Origin of the sequence: Streptomyces sp. NPDC006430 (assembly GCF_040612395.1) — a bacterium.
Classification (GTDB): Bacteria; Actinomycetota; Actinomycetes; order Streptomycetales; family Streptomycetaceae; genus Streptomyces.
This window is the reverse complement of sequence record NZ_JBEXQA010000006.1, coordinates 230,002-247,662: the sequence shown is the minus strand read 5'-3', so window position 1 is coordinate 247,662 and position 17,661 is coordinate 230,002. Positions and strand designations below refer to the sequence as shown.

Here is a 17,661-nt window from a genome sequence, read left to right as displayed (position 1 = left end):
CCGAGCCGACCCGTCCGGGTCCCGGCGGCTCCCCCACGCCCGGGGCCGGGCCCTACGCCAGGGCCGATTTCAGCGGGGTCGCGGGGTCCCGGACCTTCGCGGGGTCGACGGGAACGCCCGCCTCGATCAGCTTCCGCCCCTGGGCCAGATCCCGCGGCCGGCCCACCGCCAGGACCGCGACCAGCACCCCGTCCCGCAGCCAGCACACCGACCAGGCGGCCTCGGCGGCCGGGTCGCCCCGCCACACCGGCTCGTCCGCCCCGGCATGATGCCCCGCGTACTGCACGAAGCGCCCGAACTGCTCCGACCAGAAGTACGGCACCGGGTCGTAGACCTGGACCGGGGCCCGCGCCACGATGTTCGCCGCGACCACCCGGGGCCCCTGCAACGCGTTGTCCCAGTGGTGCACGAGCAGCCGCGCCCCGTACCGCCCCGACGGGAACGAGGCGCAGTCGCCGACCGCGTACACGCCGGGCAGGGAGGTCCGCAGGTACGCGTCCGCCGTCACCGAGCCGTCCGCGCCGAGCTCGACCCCCGCCCCCGCCAGCCACCGCGTCGCCGGCCGGGCTCCGATGCCCACGACGACCGCCCCTGCCGGCAGCTCCCGCCCGTCCGCGAGCAGGACCCGCCCTGGCTCCACCGAGGCCACCTTGGCGCCGGTCAGCAGGGCTGCCCCGGCCTCCTCGTACCACTGCGCCATGGGGGCCGCGACCTCCGCCGGCAGCGCCCCGGCCAGCACCCGGTCCGCCGCCTCGACCACGGTCACCGCGCAGCCCGCCTCCCGGGCCGCGGTGGCGAACTCCGCGCCGATCCACCCCGCCCCCACGACCACGGTCGCCGGCGCCTCGGCCAGCACCGGTCGCAGCCGGGCCGCGTCGTCCAGCGTGCGCAGCAGGTGCACGCCGGGGACGCCTTCGGCCCCGGGCAGGGTCAGGGGTTCGGCTCCCGTCGCCAGCACGAGGACCTCGTAGGGGACCGGCCCGGCCTCGGTGTCGAGCTCGCGCTCGGCGGCCCGCAGCCCGGTGACCTCGACACCGAGGCGGAGCTCGATGTCCAGCCCTTCGAAGTCCACGTCGAAGGCGGAGTCCTCGGCCTTGCCGAGCAGGACCGCTTTCGACAGCGGAGGCCGGTCGTAGGGTTGATGGGGCTCGGCGCCCAACAGGGTCACGGGGCCGCTCCACCCCTGCTCACGAAGGGCGACCGCGGTCTGCACCCCGGCCATTCCGGCGCCGACGATGACGACGCCGCTCTGTGTCTGTTCCGTCTGCTCGCTCACGCCACCCACCCTAGCGATCTGACAGTACGTCAGGAATAGCGGCCCGGGGAGGCAGCCTTACCCGGGGCCGGCACCGGGGTTAACCTGGCTGCCGTACCTATCGCGGGAGTCCGGACGCACCGGGCTGAGAGGGAGGCTGGACGGCCTCCGACCGTACGAACCTGATCCGGGTCATGCCGGCGAAGGGAGGGGCTGGACGCCCATGCATTCATCTCGGAAGGGATCCGACACAGGACCCACCGCGGGACCCACCGCGGGATCCGACGTCCTCGTCATCGGGGGCGGGATCATCGGACTGGTCACGGCCTGGCGGGCGGCGCAGCGCGGGCTGCGGACCGTGCTCGCCGATCCGGCGCCCGGGGGCGGCGCCGCCCAGGTGGCGGCCGGCATGCTCGCCGCCGTCTCCGAGCTGCACTACGGCGAGGAGGCCCTGTTGGGCCTGGGCCTCGCCTCCGCCGCCCGCTACCCGGAGTTCGCCGCCGAGCTGGCCGACGCCAGCGGCGGGACGGACATCGGCTACCGCGCCTGCGGCACCCTCGCGGTCGCCCTCGACGCGGACGACCGGCTCCACCTGCGCGAGCTGCACGCCCTGCAACGCCGTTGCGGGCTGGAGTCCGAGTGGCTCACCGGCCGCGAGTGCCGCCGCCTGGAGCCGATGCTGGCCCCCGGCGTGCGCGGCGGCCTGCGCGTGGACGGCGACCACCAGGTCGATCCGCGCCGCCTGGCAGCCGCGTTGCTGGCCGCCTGCGAGGGCGCCGGCGTGGAGATCCGACGGGCGGGCGCGGAGCGGCTGCTCGTGACCGCCGACCGGGCCGTCGGCGCGCTGCTCGACGACGGTACGCAGCTGCGCGCCGACCAGGTGGTCCTGGCGGCCGGCTCGCTCAGCGGCAAGCTGGCCGGAGTACCGGCCCACGCGCTGCCTCCCGTACGGCCGGTGAAGGGGCAGGTGCTCCGGCTCGCGGTGCCGGCGGCGTACGCGCCGTTCCTGTCGCGGACGGTACGGGCGGTCGTGCGCGGCAGCCACGTGTACCTGGTGCCGCGCGAGAACGGCGAGCTGGTCATCGGCGCCACCAGCGAGGAACTCGGCTGGGACACCACGGTCACCGCGGGCGGGGTGTACGAACTGCTCCGCGACGCACACGAGTTGGTGCCCGGCATCACCGAACTGGCGCTGACCGAGACCCGGGCCGGACTGCGGCCCGGTTCCCCGGACAACGCCCCGCTGCTCGGCCCGACCGACCTGCCCGGCCTGCACGTGGCCACCGGGCACTACCGCAACGGGGTGCTGCTGACCCCGCTCACCGGCGATGTGATGGCGGACCTGCTGACCACCGGCAGCCTGCCGGAGATCGCCCGCCCGTTCACCCCGCGCCGCTTCTGCCCCGCACGTCAGGAGTCCTACGCATGACCATCTCCGTCAACGGCGAGCCGCGCGAGGTCGCGGCCGGCACCACCCTCGACGCGGTGGTCGCCACCCTGACCGCGGCACCGTCCGGCGTCGCGGCCGCACTCAACGAGGCCGTGGTGCCGCGCGGGCAGTGGTCGCTCACGCCGGTGGGCGAGGGCGACCGCGTCGAGGTCCTCACCGCTGTGCAGGGGGGTTGAACGCGATGGCAGACGACGCTTTCGTGCTGGGCGGCCGGACCTTCTCGTCCCGCCTGATCATGGGAACGGGCGGGGCCCCGAGCCTGGACGTGCTGGAACGGGCGCTGATCGCGTCCGGTACGGAGCTCACGACGGTGGCGATGCGCCGGCTCGACCCGACCGTCCAGGGTTCGGTGCTCTCGGTGCTGTCCCGCCTCGGGATCGCTGTCCTGCCGAACACCGCGGGCTGCTTCACGGCGGGCGAGGCGGTACTGACGGCCCGGCTGGCCCGGGAGGCGCTCGGCACGGACTGGATCAAGCTGGAAGTGGTGGCCGACGAGCGGACCCTGCTGCCGGACGGGGTCGAACTGCTGGATGCGGCGGAGACCTTGGTGGACGAGGGCTTCACCGTGCTGCCCTACACGAACGACGACCCGGTACTGGCCCGCAAACTGGAGGACGCGGGCTGCGCGGCGATCATGCCGCTGGGGTCCCCGATCGGCTCGGGCATGGGCATCCGCAACCCGCACAACTTCGAGCTCATCGCGGAGCGGGCCGGCGTGCCGGTGATCCTGGACGCGGGCGCGGGCACCGCGTCGGACGTGGCGCTGGCGATGGAGTTGGGGTGCGCCGCAGTGATGCTGGCCTCCGCGGTGACGCGGGCGCAGGCCCCCGCCTTGATGGCCGCGGCCATGCGCGACGCGGTGTCGGCGGGCCGCCTGGCCTTCCGCGCGGGCCGCATCCCGCAACGCCGCTTCGCCGAGGCCTCATCCCCCACGGAGGGCCGGGCCGCTCTGGACCCGGAACGCCCGGCCTTCTGACCGCTGCCGCGGGGAGGTTCCCGCCGGCCGCTCCGGCCCCGCCGACGCCCGTCGTACGGGGCTCGGGGCGGCGGCGCCGGGGCTCGTGCGGGCGCAGTGCGGGAGGGGAAACCGGGCGCGCCGCGGGGCGCGGTACGGGAGGGGAAACGGTGGCGGGACGTCACAGGTGCGCTGCAACCCGACCCGCCCCAGCCCGGCGCCGTCCCGGACGCTCGTAGAATCGCCGGGTGGACACGACCCTGGATGACCCCCTCGTCGGGCAGACGCTCGACGGCCGCTACCGCATCGATGCCCGAATCGCGGCCGGCGGCATGGCCACGGTCTACCGGGCCGTCGACACCCGCCTCGACCGCGTCCTCGCGTTGAAGGTGATGCATCCGGCCCTCGCCGCCGACGGCGCGTTCGTCGACCGGTTCATCCGCGAGGCGAAGTCCATCGCCCGTCTCGCCCACCCCAACGTCGTCGCCGTCTTCGACCAGGGCACCGACGGGCCGTACACGTACCTCGCCATGGAGTACGTCTCCGGCTGCACCTTGCGCGACGTGCTCCGCGAGCGGGGCGCGCTCCAGCCCCGCGCGGCCCTCGACATCCTCGAACCGGTCCTGGCGGCCCTCGGCGCCGCCCACCGGGCCGGGTTCGTGCACCGCGACATGAAGCCCGAGAACGTCCTGATCGGCGACGACGGACGGGTCAAGGTGGCGGACTTCGGACTGGTCCGGTCCGTCGACACGGTCACCAGCACCACCGGTTCCGTCCTCGGCACCGTCTCCTACCTGGCACCCGAGCAGATCGAGACCGGCTTCGGCGACACCCGTGTGGACGTCTACGCCTGCGGCGTCGTCCTGTACGAGATGCTCACCGGCTCCAAGCCGCACACCGGCGGCACCCCCGCCCAGGTGCTGTACCAGCAGCTCCACGAGGACGTGCCGCCCCCGTCGGCAGCCGTCCCCGGTCTCGCGGTCGGCCTCGACGAGCTCGTCACGTGCGCCGCCGCCCGCAACCCGGACCTGCGGCCCTCCGACGCCGCCGCCCTCCTCGGGCTGACCCTCGACGTCCGGGCGCGACTGACCGACGCCGAGCTGGACGCCATACCGCCGCAGGCCCGTGCCGTGGAGCGGAGCTCCACCGAGGACCGCACCAGCGTGGTCCCGCGGCCCGTCGCGACACCGCCGAGGACGTCCTCGGCAGTGGCCGGGGACCAGCTCGTGCAGCGCACCTCCCGGCTGGAGCTCCCGGAGGGTCCCGAGGCGCTGCCGCAGCCGCCGGCCCCCCCGGCGGGGCGTCGACCGCGCCGCGGCGTGCTCCTCGTCGTCGTCGGGGTCCTGCTCGCCCTGGGCCTCGGCACGGGGGTCTGGTACATCAACTCGGGCCAGTTCACGAAGGTCCCCAACCTGCTCGGCAAGACGGAGGAGCAGGCCAAGTCCGAGCTGTCCGCCGCCGGGCTCGGCGTGAAGCGGGTCGACCGGAAGTTCAGCGACGCCTTCGACCGCGGGACGGTGATGGACTCCGACCCCGCGGGCGGCAAGCGCATCCGCGGGAACGGCGCTGTGGTGCTGACCGTCTCGCGCGGTCCGCAGGTCGTCGTCGTGCCCGATCTCAAGGGCCGGCCGCTGGAGGAGGCGAAGGCCGAGCTGACCAAGAGCGGTCTGGCGCCCGGCCTGATCACGCAGGCGTTCAGCCAGGACGTCGCGCAGGGGTCGGTGATCGACACCAACCCGGGGGGCGGACAGCGGCGGGCACCCGACACGGCGATCACGATCGTGGTCAGCAAGGGCCGGCCGGTGCCGGTGCCGAACGTGACCGGCAGGCCCCTCGACCAGGCCCGAGAAGCCCTCCAGGACCTCGGGCTGAAGGTCGAGACGGCCGCCGACCAGATCAACTCGCCCTTCCCGGCCGGTACGGTCGCCAACCAGTCGGTCGGCGCCGGCGCCCAGGCCGCGGCGGGCGACACGGTGACGCTCGCCCTCTCCAAGGGCCCCCGTCAGATCCCGGTGCCGAACGTGATCGGGCAGGAGGCGGACGCGGCGCGCAGGACGCTGGAGGCGGCCGGTTTCAAGGTGAAGGTGGAACGTCCGTTCCTCTCCTTCCGCAACACGGTGGACGCCCAGTCGGTTGCGGGCGGCCAGAGCGCCCCGGAGGGCAGCACGATCGTCCTGCGGACCAAGGGGCTGTAGCGGATGGAACGGGCCGTGCGCAATCCCGTAGGCGGGCACATCCCCGTCGCGGGCGGGCTCGCTTCGGTGGGCCTGACGTACGCCCGCGAGATGGGGGCGGAGGCCGTCCAGGTCTTCGTGGCCAATCCGCGCGGCTGGGCCACCCCGGTCGGGAACCCGGCGCAGGACGAACTGTTCCGTGCCGGGTGCGCGGCCGGGTCGATCCCGGCGTACGTGCACGCCCCGTACCTGATCAACTTCGGTTCGCACACCGAGGCGACCGTCGAGAAGTCGGTGGAGTCCCTGCGGCACTCACTGCGCCGCGGCCGGGAGATCGGCGCGCTCGGCGTGGTCGTCCACACCGGCTCGGCGACCGGAGGGCGCCCGCGGGAGGCGGCGTACACGCAGGTCAGGGAGCACGTGCTGGCCCTGCTGGACGAGCTGACGCATGACGACGACCCGTTCCTGCTGCTGGAGTCCACGGCCGGGCAGGGCTCCTCGCTGTGCTCGCGGACCTGGGACTTCGGTCCGTACTTCGAGGCACTGGACCACCATCCGAAGCTCGGGATCTGCCTGGACACCTGCCACGTCTTCGCCGCCGGGCACGACCTGGCGGAGCCGGGCGGGGTCAAGCAGACGCTCGACCTGCTGGTGGACACGGTGGGCGAGGGGCGGCTGAAGCTGATCCACGCCAACGACTCGAAGGAGGGCGTGGGCGCCCACAAGGACCGCCACGCCAACATCGGGCAGGGTCACATCGGCCGGGACGCGTTCGCGGAGCTGTTCGCGCACCCGGCGACGGAGGGCGTCCCGCTGATCATCGAGACGCCGGGCGGCAAGGAGGGGCACGCGAGGGACGTGGCGCTGCTGAAGGAACTGCGCGGCTTCCACCAGCCCTGAGGGCTGTCCCGTAGCGATCGTCTTCGCCGTCACGACCGGCTACAGCTCGGGGCCGTCCCCCGGCTCCTCCTGGTACGAGTAGCGCTGCTCGCGCCAGGGGTCGCCGATGTTGTGGTAGCCGCGCTCCTCCCAGAAGCCGCGGCGGTCGGCGGTCATGTACTCGATGCCGCGGACCCACTTGGGACCCTTCCAGGCGTACAGGTGCGGAACCACGAGCCGCACCGGGAAACCGTGCTCGGCGGTGAGCAGTTCGCCCCCCTGGTGGGTGGCGAACACGGTGCGCTCGGAAGCGAAGTCGGCCAGCCGCAGGTTGGAGCTGAAACCGTACTCGGCCCACACCATCACGTGCGTGACCTGCGGCGCCGGTGGCGCCAGGGCGAGGATCCGGCGGGCGAGGACCCCGCCCCATTCGGCGCCGAGCATGCTGAACTTCGTCACGCAGTGCAGGTCCGCCACGACCGATTCGAACGGCAGGGCCGTGAACTCCTCGTGGTTCCAGCAGTGCTTCTCGCCGTCGGCGGTGGCCCCGAAGACGCGGAACTCCCAGCGGTCCGGCTTGAACTTGGGGACCGGCCCGTAGTGGGTGACCGGCCAGCCTCGCTGCAACCGCTGCCCCGGTGGAAGCTCCAGCTGCTCTGCTTCCGGAGATTCCCGGCTTTCCGGCTGACCCATGGCTCCATGGTGACAGACGCTGCGGGGTGGTCACGACCTGGTACCTCCCTATACGGGCAAGTCATGGCAACTCCCACTAAGGAGGTACTTACTGGACGACCCCCCGTGGCGGTGCGAGGATGCGCGCACTCCCCCCGGTCTCCGGCCGGGAGGTGCCCCGGCCCCGTCACGTAGCTGACATTGCTTGGAAGGAGCCTCTGCGATGCAGGGCGACCCCGAGGTCATCGAGTTTCTGAACGAGCAGTTGACCGGCGAGCTCACGGCGATCAACCAGTACTGGCTCCACTACCGGATCCAGGACAGCAACGGTTGGACCAAGCTCGCGAACTACACCCGCGCCGAGTCCATGGACGAGATGAAGCACGCGGACAAGCTCACCGAGCGCATCCTGATGCTGGACGCGCTTCCGAACTACCAGCGCCTCTTCCACGTACGGGTCGGCCAGACAGTGACGGAGATGTTCCAGGCGGACCGGCAGGTCGAGGTGGAGGCGATCGACCGCCTCAAGCGCGGGATCGAGGTGATGCGCGGCAAGGGCGACGTGACCTCCGCGCGTCTGTTCGAGGACATCCTCGCGGACGAGGAGCACCACATCGACTACCTCGACACCCAGCTGGAGCTCGTCGAGAGCCTCGGGGAGCCTCTCTACCTCGCGCAGCAGATCGAGCAGCCGGAGAGCTGATCCGAAAACCGGGGACGGGCCCGAGGGCCGCGCCGGCGTGGGGTAGGGCCCCTACGCGGCTTCCGCGAGCTCCGGGGCGGCGGCGAGCGCGGCGGACGCCTTGCCCTTCTCCAACAGCTCCCGGCGCGGGCAGGCCCCACGACCCAGGATGCCCTGGATGGTGCGCACGCAGGATCCGCAGTCGGTGCCGGCCTTGGTCACCGAGGCGATCTGGCGGGGGGTGCAGGCCCCGGCGGCCGCGTGGTCCTTGACCTGCTCGTCGGTGATGCCGAAGCAAGAGCAGACGTACACGCGGTTCACCTCCCTGACAGGAACGGTTCTTGAGCCATCCCCGATTCGGTGAGGCTTACCTAACCGTACCTAAAGTGCGGGTCGCCGGAAAGTCCCGGGAACGACAGTGGGGCGCGGATCACACGGATCCGCGCCCCACTGTCGTAGCTGTTCAGGCGTTCAGGCCGTCACGAACGGCACTCACTGATCGCGGTACATTTCGGCGACCAGGAAGGCCAGGTCCAGGGACTGGCTGCGGTTGAGCCGCGGGTCGCAGGCCGTCTCGTAGCGCTGGTGCAGGTCGTCGACGAAGATCTCGTCGCCGCCGCCCACGCACTCGGTGACGTCGTCACCGGTGAGCTCGACGTGGATGCCACCCGGGTGGGTGCCGAGGGCCTTGTGGACCTCGAAGAAGCCCTTGACCTCGTCGAGCACGTCGTCGAAACGGCGCGTCTTGTGGCCGGAGGCCGCCTCGAAGGTGTTGCCGTGCATCGGGTCGGTGACCCAGGCGACGGTCGCGCCCGAGGCCGTGACCTTCTCGACCAGCTCGGGGAGCTTGTCGCGGACCTTGTCGGCGCCCATGCGGACGACGAAGGTCAGCCGGCCCGGCTGGCGCTCGGGGTCCAGGCGGTCGATGTACGTGAGCGCCTCATCCACCGTGGTGGTGGGGCCGAGCTTGATGCCGATCGGGTTGGCGATCTGCGAGCAGAACTCGATGTGCGCATGGTCCAGCTGGCGGGTGCGCTCGCCGATCCAGACCATGTGGCCGGAGGTGTCGTACAGCTTGCCGGTGCGCGAGTCCGTGCGGGTCAGCGCGCCCTCGTAGTCGAGCAGCAGCGCCTCGTGGGAGGCGTAGAACTCGACCGCCTTGAACTCGGCCGGGTCGGTGCCGCACGCCTTCATGAAGTTCAGCGCGTTGTCGATCTCCCGCGCGAGCTGCTCGTAGCGCTGCCCGGAGGGGGAGGACTTCACGAAGTCCTGGTTCCAGGCGTGCACCTGGCGCAGGTCGGCGTAACCGCCGGTGGTGAAGGCGCGCACCAGGTTCAGCGTCGACGCGGACGCGTGGTACATGCGCTTCAGCCGCTCGGGGTCCGGGATCCGGGCCTCTTCGGTGAAGGCGAAGCCGTTGACGGAGTCGCCGCGGTAGGTCGGCAGGGTGACGCCGTCGCGGGTCTCGGTGTCCTTGGAGCGCGGCTTGGAGTACTGGCCCGCGATGCGGCCGACCTTGACGACGGGCACGGAGGCCGCATACGTCAGTACGGCACTCATCTGGAGCAGCGTCTTCAGCTTGGCGCGGATGTGGTCGGCGGACACGGCGTCGAAGGCCTCGGCGCAGTCGCCGCCCTGGAGCAGGAACGCCTCGCCCTTGGCGACGGCTCCCAGACGGGCGCGCAGCTGGTCGCACTCACCCGCGAAAACGAGCGGAGGATACGACTCGAGGTCCGCGACGACAGCGCGCAGTGCCTCGGCATCGGGGTACGAAGGCTGCTGCGCCGCGGGAAGGTCTCGCCAGGTCGCCTTGTCGGCGGGGGCTTGGGTTTCAGCGTTCACGGTCACCCCGTACACATTACGTCGTCACGCGCGGCGTCCACTCCGACGCCCACTACGTGAGACGGATGTCTCTCCTGGTGTTGTCGGCCCGTCGCGCCGCCGGGTGGGCTAGGGTTTCCCGCATGTACGCGCACGTGATCCAGAACTGGTGGTGGACCGCTCCCGGCGGCCCACACCTCGCGCGTACCCACTGACACGAACGACGCGAAGGCCGCCCCGAGGGGCGGCCTTCGGTGTGTGCGAAGCCCGGCCGCCCCTTTCGAAGAGATCCACCGAAAGGACGACCACCATGGAACGCCGCACGGAACCCGGCCGACTGCTCGGCCTGCTCGACGACGACTCCTGCCCGCCGTTCGCCCTGCTGCGCCGCCGGACGCCCGGCCGCGACCACGACACCGTCGAGCTCCTGATCGGCGCGGTCCACGAGGTCGAGCACCTCGCCGATCTACCCGTCCGCGCTCTGCCCACCCTCGCCCTCGTCCCCTTCCGACAGATCCGGGAGCGCGGTTTCGACGTGCGCGACGACGGCACGCCCCTGAGCGTGCTGGTCGCCGAGCAGGCGTACGAGCTGCCCCTCGCCGAGGTGCTGGCCGCACTGCCGGACCACCCCGTGCGGGTCGAGGGCGGCGGCTTCGACGTGCCCGACGAGGAGTACGCGACCATCGTCGAGCGCGTGATCCGGGACGAGATCGGGCGCGGCGAGGGCGCGAACTTCGTCATCCGGCGGACGTACGAGGGTCGGATCGACGGCTTCGGCCGGGCCGACGCCCTCGCGCTGTTCCGACGGCTGCTGCTGGGCGAGCGGGGCGCGTACTGGACGTACGTCGTGCACACCGGAAACGGACAAGGGCCCGAACGGTCCTCCTCGAACGGGCGGGGGCGCGTGACGGGTGGGCGCACGCTCGTCGGGGCCAGCCCCGAGGTGCACGTGCGGGTGTCCAGCGGCACGGTCGTGATGAACCCGATCAGCGGGACGTACCGCTATCCGGCCGGGGGTCCGACAGCCGAGTCCCTCCTCGACTTCCTCGGCGACCGCAAGGAGACCGAGGAACTGTCGATGGTGGTCGACGAGGAGCTGAAGATGATGTGCACGGTCGGCGACTGGGGTGGGGGTTCACCCAGGCCCGCAGGGCGTAGGGGGAGGGTTGTCGTCGGGCCGCGGCTGAAGGAGATGGCGCACCTGGCGCACACCGAGTACGAGCTGCGCGGCCGGACCTCGCTGGACGTGCGCGAGGTGCTGCGCGAGACCATGTTCGCGGCGACCGTGACCGGCTCGCCCGTGCAGAACGCCTGCCGGGTGATCGAGCGGTACGAGACGGGCGGGCGCGGCTACTACGCGGGGGCGCTGGCGCTGCTGGGCGTCGATTCCGCCGGTGCGCAGACGCTGGACTCCCCCATCCTGATCCGGACGGCGGACATCGCCGCGGACGGCACCCTGCGGGTTCCGGTGGGCGCCACGCTGGTGCGGCATTCGGACCCGGCGGGCGAGGTGGCCGAGACGCACGCGAAGGCGGCCGGGGTGCTGGCGGCCCTCGGGGTCCGTACGGCCGCGCCCCGGCCGGCCTTCGAGGGGATGCGGCTGGCGGACGACCCCCGGGTGCAGGCGGCCCTGGCGTCCCGGCGGGCGGACCTGGCCCCCTTCTGGCTCCGACCCCAGGAGCAGCCCGCCTCGCTGGCCGGCCACGCGCTGGTGGTGGACGGCGAGGACACCTTCACCGCGATGCTGGCGCACGTCCTGCGGGTGACCGGGCTGGAGGTGACCGTACGCCGCTACGACGATCCGGGACTGCGGGACACGGCGCTGAACTGGGACGGCCCGATCGTGCTGGGCCCGGGCCCGGGGAACCCGGCGGATCCGGCCGACCCCAAGATGCGGATGCTGCGCGGGCTGGCCGGCGAACTCCTGGCCGGGCACCGGGGCGGCCTGCTCGGGGTCTGCCTGGGGCACGAGTTGCTGGCGGCGGAGCTGGGGCTGCCGCTGGTCCGCAAGGCGGAGCCGGCGCAGGGGGCGCAGACCCGGATCGACTTCTTCGGTACGCAGGAGGTGGTGGGCTTCTACAACACGTACACGGCGCACTGCCCCGACGAGCTCGCCGGCCGGCTGGCCCTGTCGGGCGTGGAGGTCTCCCGCGACCCGGTGACGGCCGAGGTGCACGCCCTGCGCTCGGCCGCCGGGGGCTTCACGGGCGTCCAGTTCCACCCGGAATCGGTCCTCACCCTCCACGGCGCGGACCTGCTGCGCGAGCTCCTGGCCACAGTGACGGCCGCAGCGGTCTAGGGCCGGGCGCGGGTCCGGGCTGCGCGGCCCGGACCCGCGCCCGGGCGGGGCCGCCGCCCGCGTGCGGGCGCAGCCACGGGTCACGCGCTCGGCCGGTCCGCCGTCCTGCGGCGGCGGGCCAGGACCGCGCGGACGGCCTCGGCACCGAGCACCACGCCGGTCAGGGCCAGGCCGGCCAGGAAGAGCTCCATGCTGCCGAGCGCGCCGCCGACGGCGACCACCAGCCCGACGCACTGGTCGGCGACGTCCCACCTACGGCCGGCCCGGTCGCCGGGCTCCGCCCGGCGCAGCCGGCGGATCTCCCGCACCAGGACGGCCAGGGTCAGGAGGGCCAGGCCGGCGAAAACCCAGCGGTTGAGATCGGAGAAATCCACGTGAGGAATATAGTCGCCGCCCGCCCGCACCATGCGACGGCCGAGTGAACGCGAGCCGAAGTCCGGGGGCAATACGACTAGGGGGCGGGGGACAGGGTGTTCTCCGAGCGGCGGCCGGCCAGGTAGTCCGCCACGTTCTGGACCGTCGTGTCGACGATCTGTCCCACGGCGTCATGCGTGTAGTAGGCCTGGTGCGAGGTGACCACCACGTTCGGGAACGTGATCAGGCGCGCCAGGGTGTCGTCCCCCACGGCTTCCAGGGACTTGTCCAGGAAGAAGAGCCCGGCCTCCGCCTCGTACACGTCCAGGCCCACCCCCGTGAAGCGCCCGGCCCGCAGCTCCGACACCAGCGCATCCGTGTCGATCAACCCGCCCCGGCTGGTGTTCACCAGGATCGCCTCGTCCTTCATCATCCGCAGCGCCGCCGCGTCGATGATGTGGTGCGTGGACTCCAGCAGCGGGACGTGCAGGCTGACCAGGTCCGCGGACGTGAGCAGCTCGTCCTTGTCCACGTACTTCATGCCCAGCTCCACGCAGGCGGGGTTGCGCGCCACGTCCCAGCCCAGCAGGTTCATGCCGAAGCCGTGCGCGATCCGGGTGAACGCCTCCCCGATCTTGCCGGTGCCGAGCACGCCCACCGTGCGGCCCCGCATGTCCCGGCCCATCAGCCCGTTCAGCCGGAAGTCGAAGTCCCGCGTCCGGTTCGATGCCCGGACGATCCGCCGGTTCACGGCCAGCGCCAGGGTCCAGGCGAACTCGGCCACCGCGTACGGGGAGTAGTACGACACCCGGCTCACCGTCAGGCCGAGCTGCCGTGCGACGGCCAGGTCGATGTTGTTGAAGCCGGTGGACCTCTGGGCGATCATCCGGGTCCCGCCCGCGGCCAGGGTCCGCAACACCCGTCCGCTGAGGTCCGCGTTCACGCTGGACGAGACGATCTCGTACCCGGCCGCGATGGGAGCGGTGTCCTCGGTCAGGAAGACGCCCAGGCAGCGGACCTCGTGGTCCCCCGCGACGGCGAACGCCCTCTCCATGAGCGGCTTCTCGTCGTCCTGCACGCCGAATGCCAGGATTTCCACGTTCGCTCCCGCGCTGCGCAAAAGAATCGGACCATGGGCCGTTGCCACCTTACGACCGGGACGGCCCACGGTCCGCGCACCTGCCCCGACCGGGCAGGCTCAGCCGAAGAAGACCCCGACCTCCCGGTAGAGCGCCGGGTCCACGGTCTTCAGCTTCGACGTGGCGTCGGCGATCGGCACCCGCACGATGTCCGTGCCCTTCAGCGCGACCATCTTCCCGAAGTCGCCGTCGTGCACCGCTTCGATGGCGTGCAGTCCGAACCGCGTCGCCAGCCATCGGTCGAACGCGCTCGGCGTGCCCCCGCGCTGGATGTGTCCCAGCACCGTGGTGCGGGCCTCCTTGCCCGTGCGCGCCTCGATCTCCTTGGCCAGCCACTCCCCCACCCCCGACAGTCGGACGTGGCCGAACGAGTCCGTGGTGGCGTCCTTCAGCACCATCTCCCCGTCCTTGGGCATCGCGCCCTCGGCGACCACGACGATCGGCGCGTAACTGGCCTTGAACCGGGAGGTCACCCATGCGCACACCTGGTCCAGGTCGAAGCGCTGCTCGGGGATGAGGATGACGTTGGCGCCGCCCGCCAGCCCCGAGTGCAGGGCGATCCATCCGGCATGCCGGCCCATCACCTCGACGACGAGCACCCGCATGTGCGACTCGGCCGTGGTGTGCAGCCGGTCGATGGCCTCCGTGGCGATGCCCACGGCCGTGTCGAAGCCGAACGTGTAGTCCGTGGCCGACAGGTCGTTGTCGATGGTCTTGGGGACGCCGACGCACGGGATGCCGTACTCCCCGTACAACTCGGCGGCCACGCCGAGGGTGTCCTCGCCGCCGATCGCGACGAGGGCGTCGACCTCGTACTTGGCGAGGTTCTCCTTGATCCGCCGGACGCCGTTCTCCAGCTTGAACGGGTTGGTGCGCGAGGAGCCGAGGATGGTTCCGCCGCGCGGCAGGATGCCGCGGACTGCGGAGATGTCGAGGGGGAGGGTGTCCCCCTCGACCGCTCCGCGCCAGCCGTCCTTGAACCCGACGAACCCGCAGTCGTACTCCTGCACGCCCTTGCGGACGACGCCCCGGATCACCGCGTTGAGCCCGGGGCAGTCGCCGCCGCCCGTCAGCACTCCGACCTTCATGGAATTTCCCTTCGCCACAGGGGCCACAGAGCCCGCACGACGGTCACGCTAGTGGTGACCCAGGTCACATCGAGGGCGCTGGAAGGGGCAATTCCGGTGGAATTACGGGGCGTTGAGTACCGCCGTTCACTCGTACGAGGAGGTAAGTACGACGTACGGCACCGCTCGCGCGGGCTACGCGTCGTCGAGGCCCCGCTCGATCGCGTACCGGACGAGCTCGACCCGGTTGTGCAACTGGAGCTTGCCCAGGGTGTTCTGGACGTGGTTCTGCACCGTGCGGTGGGAGATGACGAGTCGCTCCGCGATCTGCTTGTACGAGAGTCCCTTGGCCACCAACCGCAGCACCTCGGTCTCCCGGTCGGTCAGCTGCGGAGCCTTCGGCTCGTCGGAGGTGGCGGGCGACGGGTCGGTGGCCAGGCGCCGGTACTCGCCGAGCACCAGCCCGGCCAGGCCCGGGGTGAACACCGGGTCTCCGGCCGCCGTGCGGCGGACCGCGTCGATCAGTTCCTGGGCGCCCGCGGATTTCAGCAGGTAGCCGGTCGCGCCGGACTTCACCGCCTCCAGGACGTCGGCGTGCTCCCCGCTGGCGGACAGGACCAGGACGCGCAGGGCGGGGTTGGCGCCGACGAGCTCCTTGCACACCTGCACCCCCGGCATGCCCGGCAGGTTGAGGTCGAGGACCAGGACGTGGGGGGCGGTGGCGCGGGCCCGGCGGACCGCCTCGGAGCCGTCGCCTGCGGTGGCGACCACGTCGAAGCCCGCGGCGGCCAGGTCTCGGGCGACGGCGTCCCGCCACATCGGATGGTCGTCGACGACCATCACCTTGATCTCGCTCAGCTCGGTCACTGGGTTCTCCCCCTCGGTACTTTCAGTTCCACTTCGGTGCCCTGCCCGGGGACGGACACCAGCTCGGCGGTGCCGCCGAGATCGCGCAGCCGCCCGCGGATGGACAGGGCCACGCCCATCCGGCCCTCTCCCTCCGCCTGGTCCAGCCGGCCGGCCGGGATGCCGGGGCCGTCGTCGCGGACCGTCACGATCACCTCGTCGCCCCAGTCCTCGACCAGGATCCAGGCTCTGGCCCCGTCCCCGGCGTGTTTGCGCACGTTGTCGAGGGCGGCGCCGACGGCGGCGGCCAGCTCCTTCGCCGCGGGCACCGGGAGCAGCACCGGCGTTCCCGGCTCGGCGAAGCTGACCCGGGAACCGGCGTGCGGGGCGAGCAGGGTCCGCAGGTCCAGCTCACCCTGGTCGGCGCCGGGCTCCTCCACGTCGTACGTGTCCACCAGCGCGCCGAGCGACTCGTCGCGGGAGATCCGGGAGGTGGGCACCAGCCCGCTGGAGACCAGGGTGCGCAGCGCCACCTCCTGCTCCCCGGCCATCCGGCCGAGCTCCGCGGCCTCGCCGCCCAGCTCGGTGCCGCGCCGCTGGACCATGGCGAGGACCTGGAGGACCCCGTCGTGGATGTCCCGGGCGAGGCGCTCGCGCTCGCGGGTGGCGGCCTCGATCTCCAGCGCGCGGGCGAGGGTGGCCTCACTGGCCCGGGCGACCTCGACGACGTACCCGATGGCGATGGACGCGACCCAGACCAGCAGGACGTTGTGCAGGGTGTCGCGGGTGGGCTCGCCCCGCTGCACGAGGTTGGCGGCGGCGACGAAGCTCGACGCGACGCAGGCCCAGCGCCAGCCGCCCTTGATCGCGAAGGCGAGGACGGATCCCGCCGTCCAGATGGAGGGGAGCGTGGGCCCGCCGGCGGCGATCCGCGCCTGCGTGTCCGCGAGCGGGGTCAGCAGGATGCCGACGAGGGCGACGGTGAGGTCGGCGACGAGGAACCGCTTGGTGCAGCGGGCGGCGTTGGCCACCTTGCCGTACGTGGCCAGGGTCCAACCGGCGAGGACGACGAGGTACCCGACGGCCACCCAGGGGTGGTCGAAGTGCCGGTACGCCGAGGCGAACAGCAGCACGGCGTACACCATGGTGATCAGCCGGTAGGCGGTCAGGGCCCGCCACAACGGCTGCTCGACCGACATGCGTACGACGCGCTCGCGCTTCGCCATCTCCCCCACCCCTTGCGGGCGCTGCCGCCCGGGTCCGCTCCGCGCTCTAGTCGGCCTTGTCGGCCTTGTCGGCAGCTGCCTTGGCCGCCTTCTCCGCCTTCTCGGCGTCGGCGATCTGGCGCTTGGCGGCCGTCGCATAGATGTCGACGTACTCCTGGCCGGACAGCTTCATGATCTCGTACATGACCTCGTCGGTCACCGAGCGGAGGATGAAGCGGTCGCTGTCCATGCCCTGGTAGCGGCTGAAGTCCAGCGGCTTGCCGATCCGGATGCCCGGGCGCATCAGCTTCGGGACGACCTTGCCGGGCGGCTGGATCTTCTCCGTGTCGATCATCGCGACGGGGATCACGGGCGCTCCGGTGGCCAGGGCGACGCGGGCCAGGCCACCGGGCTTGCCCCGGTAGAGCCGGCCGTCGGGTGAACGCGTTCCCTCGGGGTAGATACCGAACAGCTCCCCGCGCTCGATGACCTCGATGCCGCTCTTGATCGCGGCCTCGCCCGCACCCCGCGCGCCGGAGCGGTCCACCGGGAGCTGGCCGACGCCCTTGAAGAAGGCGGCCGTCAGCTTCCCCTTGACGCCCGGGGAGGTGAAGTACTCCGCCTTCGCGATGAAGGTGACCTTCCGGTCCAGCACGGCCGGCAGGAAGAAGGAGTCCGAGAAGGACAGGTGGTTGCTCGCGAGGATCGCCGGCCCTTCGGCGGGAATGTTCTCGAGGCCCTCCACCCACGGCCTGAAGGCGAGCTTCAGGGAACCCCCGATGGAGAACTTCATTGCGCCGTAGATCAACTCGAAAGCCTTCCTGTGTCTGTCGAACAGACCTTATCCCCTGGCTCGGGCCGCA

At 72.0% G+C, this 17,661-nt stretch carries 18 protein-coding genes and 1 riboswitch; of the genes, 8 read left to right on the top strand and 10 right to left on the bottom strand.

All coding sequences use genetic code 11. The annotated features are described in order from the left end of the window. Positions 1-52 precede the first annotated feature (52 nt). Complete coding sequence (locus ABZZ20_RS12450; RefSeq protein ID WP_356869357.1) at positions 53-1,276, bottom strand: FAD-dependent oxidoreductase; 1,224 nt, start codon at positions 1,274-1,276, stop codon at positions 53-55. A gap of 92 nt (positions 1,277-1,368) precedes the next feature. After that, positions 1,369-1,481, top strand: a riboswitch (TPP riboswitch). On the opposite strand from ABZZ20_RS12450, the gene thiO reads away from it, so the two are divergent. From thiO to ABZZ20_RS12425, 5 genes are all read left to right on the top strand, one after another. Beyond that, positions 1,479-2,684 carry a glycine oxidase ThiO gene (thiO, locus tag ABZZ20_RS12445; protein WP_356869356.1) on the top strand — a complete coding sequence of 402 codons (1,206 nt, stop codon included), beginning with the start codon at positions 1,479-1,481 and terminating at the stop codon, positions 2,682-2,684. It overlaps the preceding riboswitch by 3 nt. Beyond that, the gene (gene thiS, locus ABZZ20_RS12440; protein WP_356869355.1) at positions 2,681-2,881 is read left to right on the top strand and encodes a sulfur carrier protein ThiS; all 201 of its coding nucleotides are present in this window, start codon (positions 2,681-2,683) and stop codon (positions 2,879-2,881) included. The genes thiO and thiS overlap by 4 nt, the downstream gene beginning before the upstream one ends. A gap of 5 nt (positions 2,882-2,886) precedes the next feature. Beyond that, the gene (locus ABZZ20_RS12435) at positions 2,887-3,681 is read left to right on the top strand and encodes a thiazole synthase (RefSeq protein WP_356869354.1); all 795 of its coding nucleotides are present in this window, start codon (positions 2,887-2,889) and stop codon (positions 3,679-3,681) included. Positions 3,682-3,908: 227 nt separating this feature from the next. Next, on the top strand, positions 3,909-5,855 hold the full coding sequence (pknB, locus tag ABZZ20_RS12430; protein WP_356869353.1) for a Stk1 family PASTA domain-containing Ser/Thr kinase: 1,947 nt from the start codon (positions 3,909-3,911) through the stop codon (positions 5,853-5,855). A gap of 3 nt (positions 5,856-5,858) precedes the next feature. After that, complete coding sequence (locus ABZZ20_RS12425; protein ID WP_356869352.1) at positions 5,859-6,734, top strand: deoxyribonuclease IV; 876 nt, start codon at positions 5,859-5,861, stop codon at positions 6,732-6,734. 39 nt (positions 6,735-6,773) lie between these two features. Here the strand turns inward: ABZZ20_RS12425 and ABZZ20_RS12420 are convergent, their stop codons facing one another. Continuing rightward, complete coding sequence (locus ABZZ20_RS12420; protein WP_356869351.1) at positions 6,774-7,406, bottom strand: sulfite oxidase-like oxidoreductase; 633 nt, start codon at positions 7,404-7,406, stop codon at positions 6,774-6,776. A 202-nt stretch (positions 7,407-7,608) separates the two neighbouring features. Between ABZZ20_RS12420 and bfr the strand changes: the two genes are divergently transcribed. Further along, positions 7,609-8,088 (top strand): bacterioferritin, encoded by a 480-nt coding sequence (bfr, locus tag ABZZ20_RS12415; RefSeq protein ID WP_356869350.1) that lies wholly within the window; start codon positions 7,609-7,611, stop codon positions 8,086-8,088. 51 nt (positions 8,089-8,139) lie between these two features. Here the strand turns inward: bfr and ABZZ20_RS12410 are convergent, their stop codons facing one another. Continuing rightward, positions 8,140-8,379 carry a (2Fe-2S)-binding protein gene (locus ABZZ20_RS12410; RefSeq protein ID WP_356869349.1) on the bottom strand — a complete coding sequence of 80 codons (240 nt, stop codon included), beginning with the start codon at positions 8,377-8,379 and terminating at the stop codon, positions 8,140-8,142. A 180-nt stretch (positions 8,380-8,559) separates the two neighbouring features. Further along, positions 8,560-9,915 carry a class II 3-deoxy-7-phosphoheptulonate synthase gene (locus ABZZ20_RS12405; protein WP_356869348.1) on the bottom strand — a complete coding sequence of 452 codons (1,356 nt, stop codon included), beginning with the start codon at positions 9,913-9,915 and terminating at the stop codon, positions 8,560-8,562. Positions 9,916-9,974: 59 nt separating this feature from the next. Here ABZZ20_RS12405 and ABZZ20_RS12400 point away from each other — a divergent pair, with 59 nt between their 5' ends. Beyond that, a complete protein-coding gene (locus tag ABZZ20_RS12400; RefSeq protein ID WP_356869446.1) occupies positions 9,975-10,103 on the top strand; it encodes a trp operon leader peptide in 129 nt (42 codons plus the stop codon). A 95-nt stretch (positions 10,104-10,198) separates the two neighbouring features. After that, on the top strand, positions 10,199-12,187 hold the full coding sequence (locus ABZZ20_RS12395) for a chorismate-binding protein (RefSeq protein ID WP_356869347.1): 1,989 nt from the start codon (positions 10,199-10,201) through the stop codon (positions 12,185-12,187). 80 nt (positions 12,188-12,267) lie between these two features. On the opposite strand, the gene ABZZ20_RS12390 is transcribed toward ABZZ20_RS12395, so the two are convergent. The 6 genes from ABZZ20_RS12390 to ABZZ20_RS12365 all read right to left on the bottom strand — a co-directional run bounded on the left by ABZZ20_RS12390 (position 12,268) and on the right by ABZZ20_RS12365 (position 17,591). Beyond that, positions 12,268-12,561 carry a hypothetical protein gene (locus ABZZ20_RS12390; RefSeq protein ID WP_356869346.1) on the bottom strand — a complete coding sequence of 98 codons (294 nt, stop codon included), beginning with the start codon at positions 12,559-12,561 and terminating at the stop codon, positions 12,268-12,270. 77 nt (positions 12,562-12,638) lie between these two features. Beyond that, the gene (locus ABZZ20_RS12385; RefSeq protein WP_356869345.1) at positions 12,639-13,640 is read right to left on the bottom strand and encodes a 2-hydroxyacid dehydrogenase; all 1,002 of its coding nucleotides are present in this window, start codon (positions 13,638-13,640) and stop codon (positions 12,639-12,641) included. 99 nt (positions 13,641-13,739) lie between these two features. Further along, on the bottom strand, positions 13,740-14,768 hold the full coding sequence (locus ABZZ20_RS12380; RefSeq protein WP_356869344.1) for a 6-phosphofructokinase: 1,029 nt from the start codon (positions 14,766-14,768) through the stop codon (positions 13,740-13,742). A 174-nt stretch (positions 14,769-14,942) separates the two neighbouring features. Beyond that, entirely contained in the window at positions 14,943-15,587 is a 645-nt protein-coding gene (locus ABZZ20_RS12375) for a response regulator transcription factor (protein ID WP_356869445.1), read from the bottom strand. Between the two features lie 23 nt (positions 15,588-15,610). Continuing rightward, entirely contained in the window at positions 15,611-16,819 is a 1,209-nt protein-coding gene (locus ABZZ20_RS12370; protein WP_356869343.1) for a DUF5931 domain-containing protein, read from the bottom strand. A gap of 46 nt (positions 16,820-16,865) precedes the next feature. Further along, entirely contained in the window at positions 16,866-17,591 is a 726-nt protein-coding gene (locus ABZZ20_RS12365; protein ID WP_356869444.1) for a lysophospholipid acyltransferase family protein, read from the bottom strand. Between the last annotated feature and the right edge of the window lie 70 nt (positions 17,592-17,661).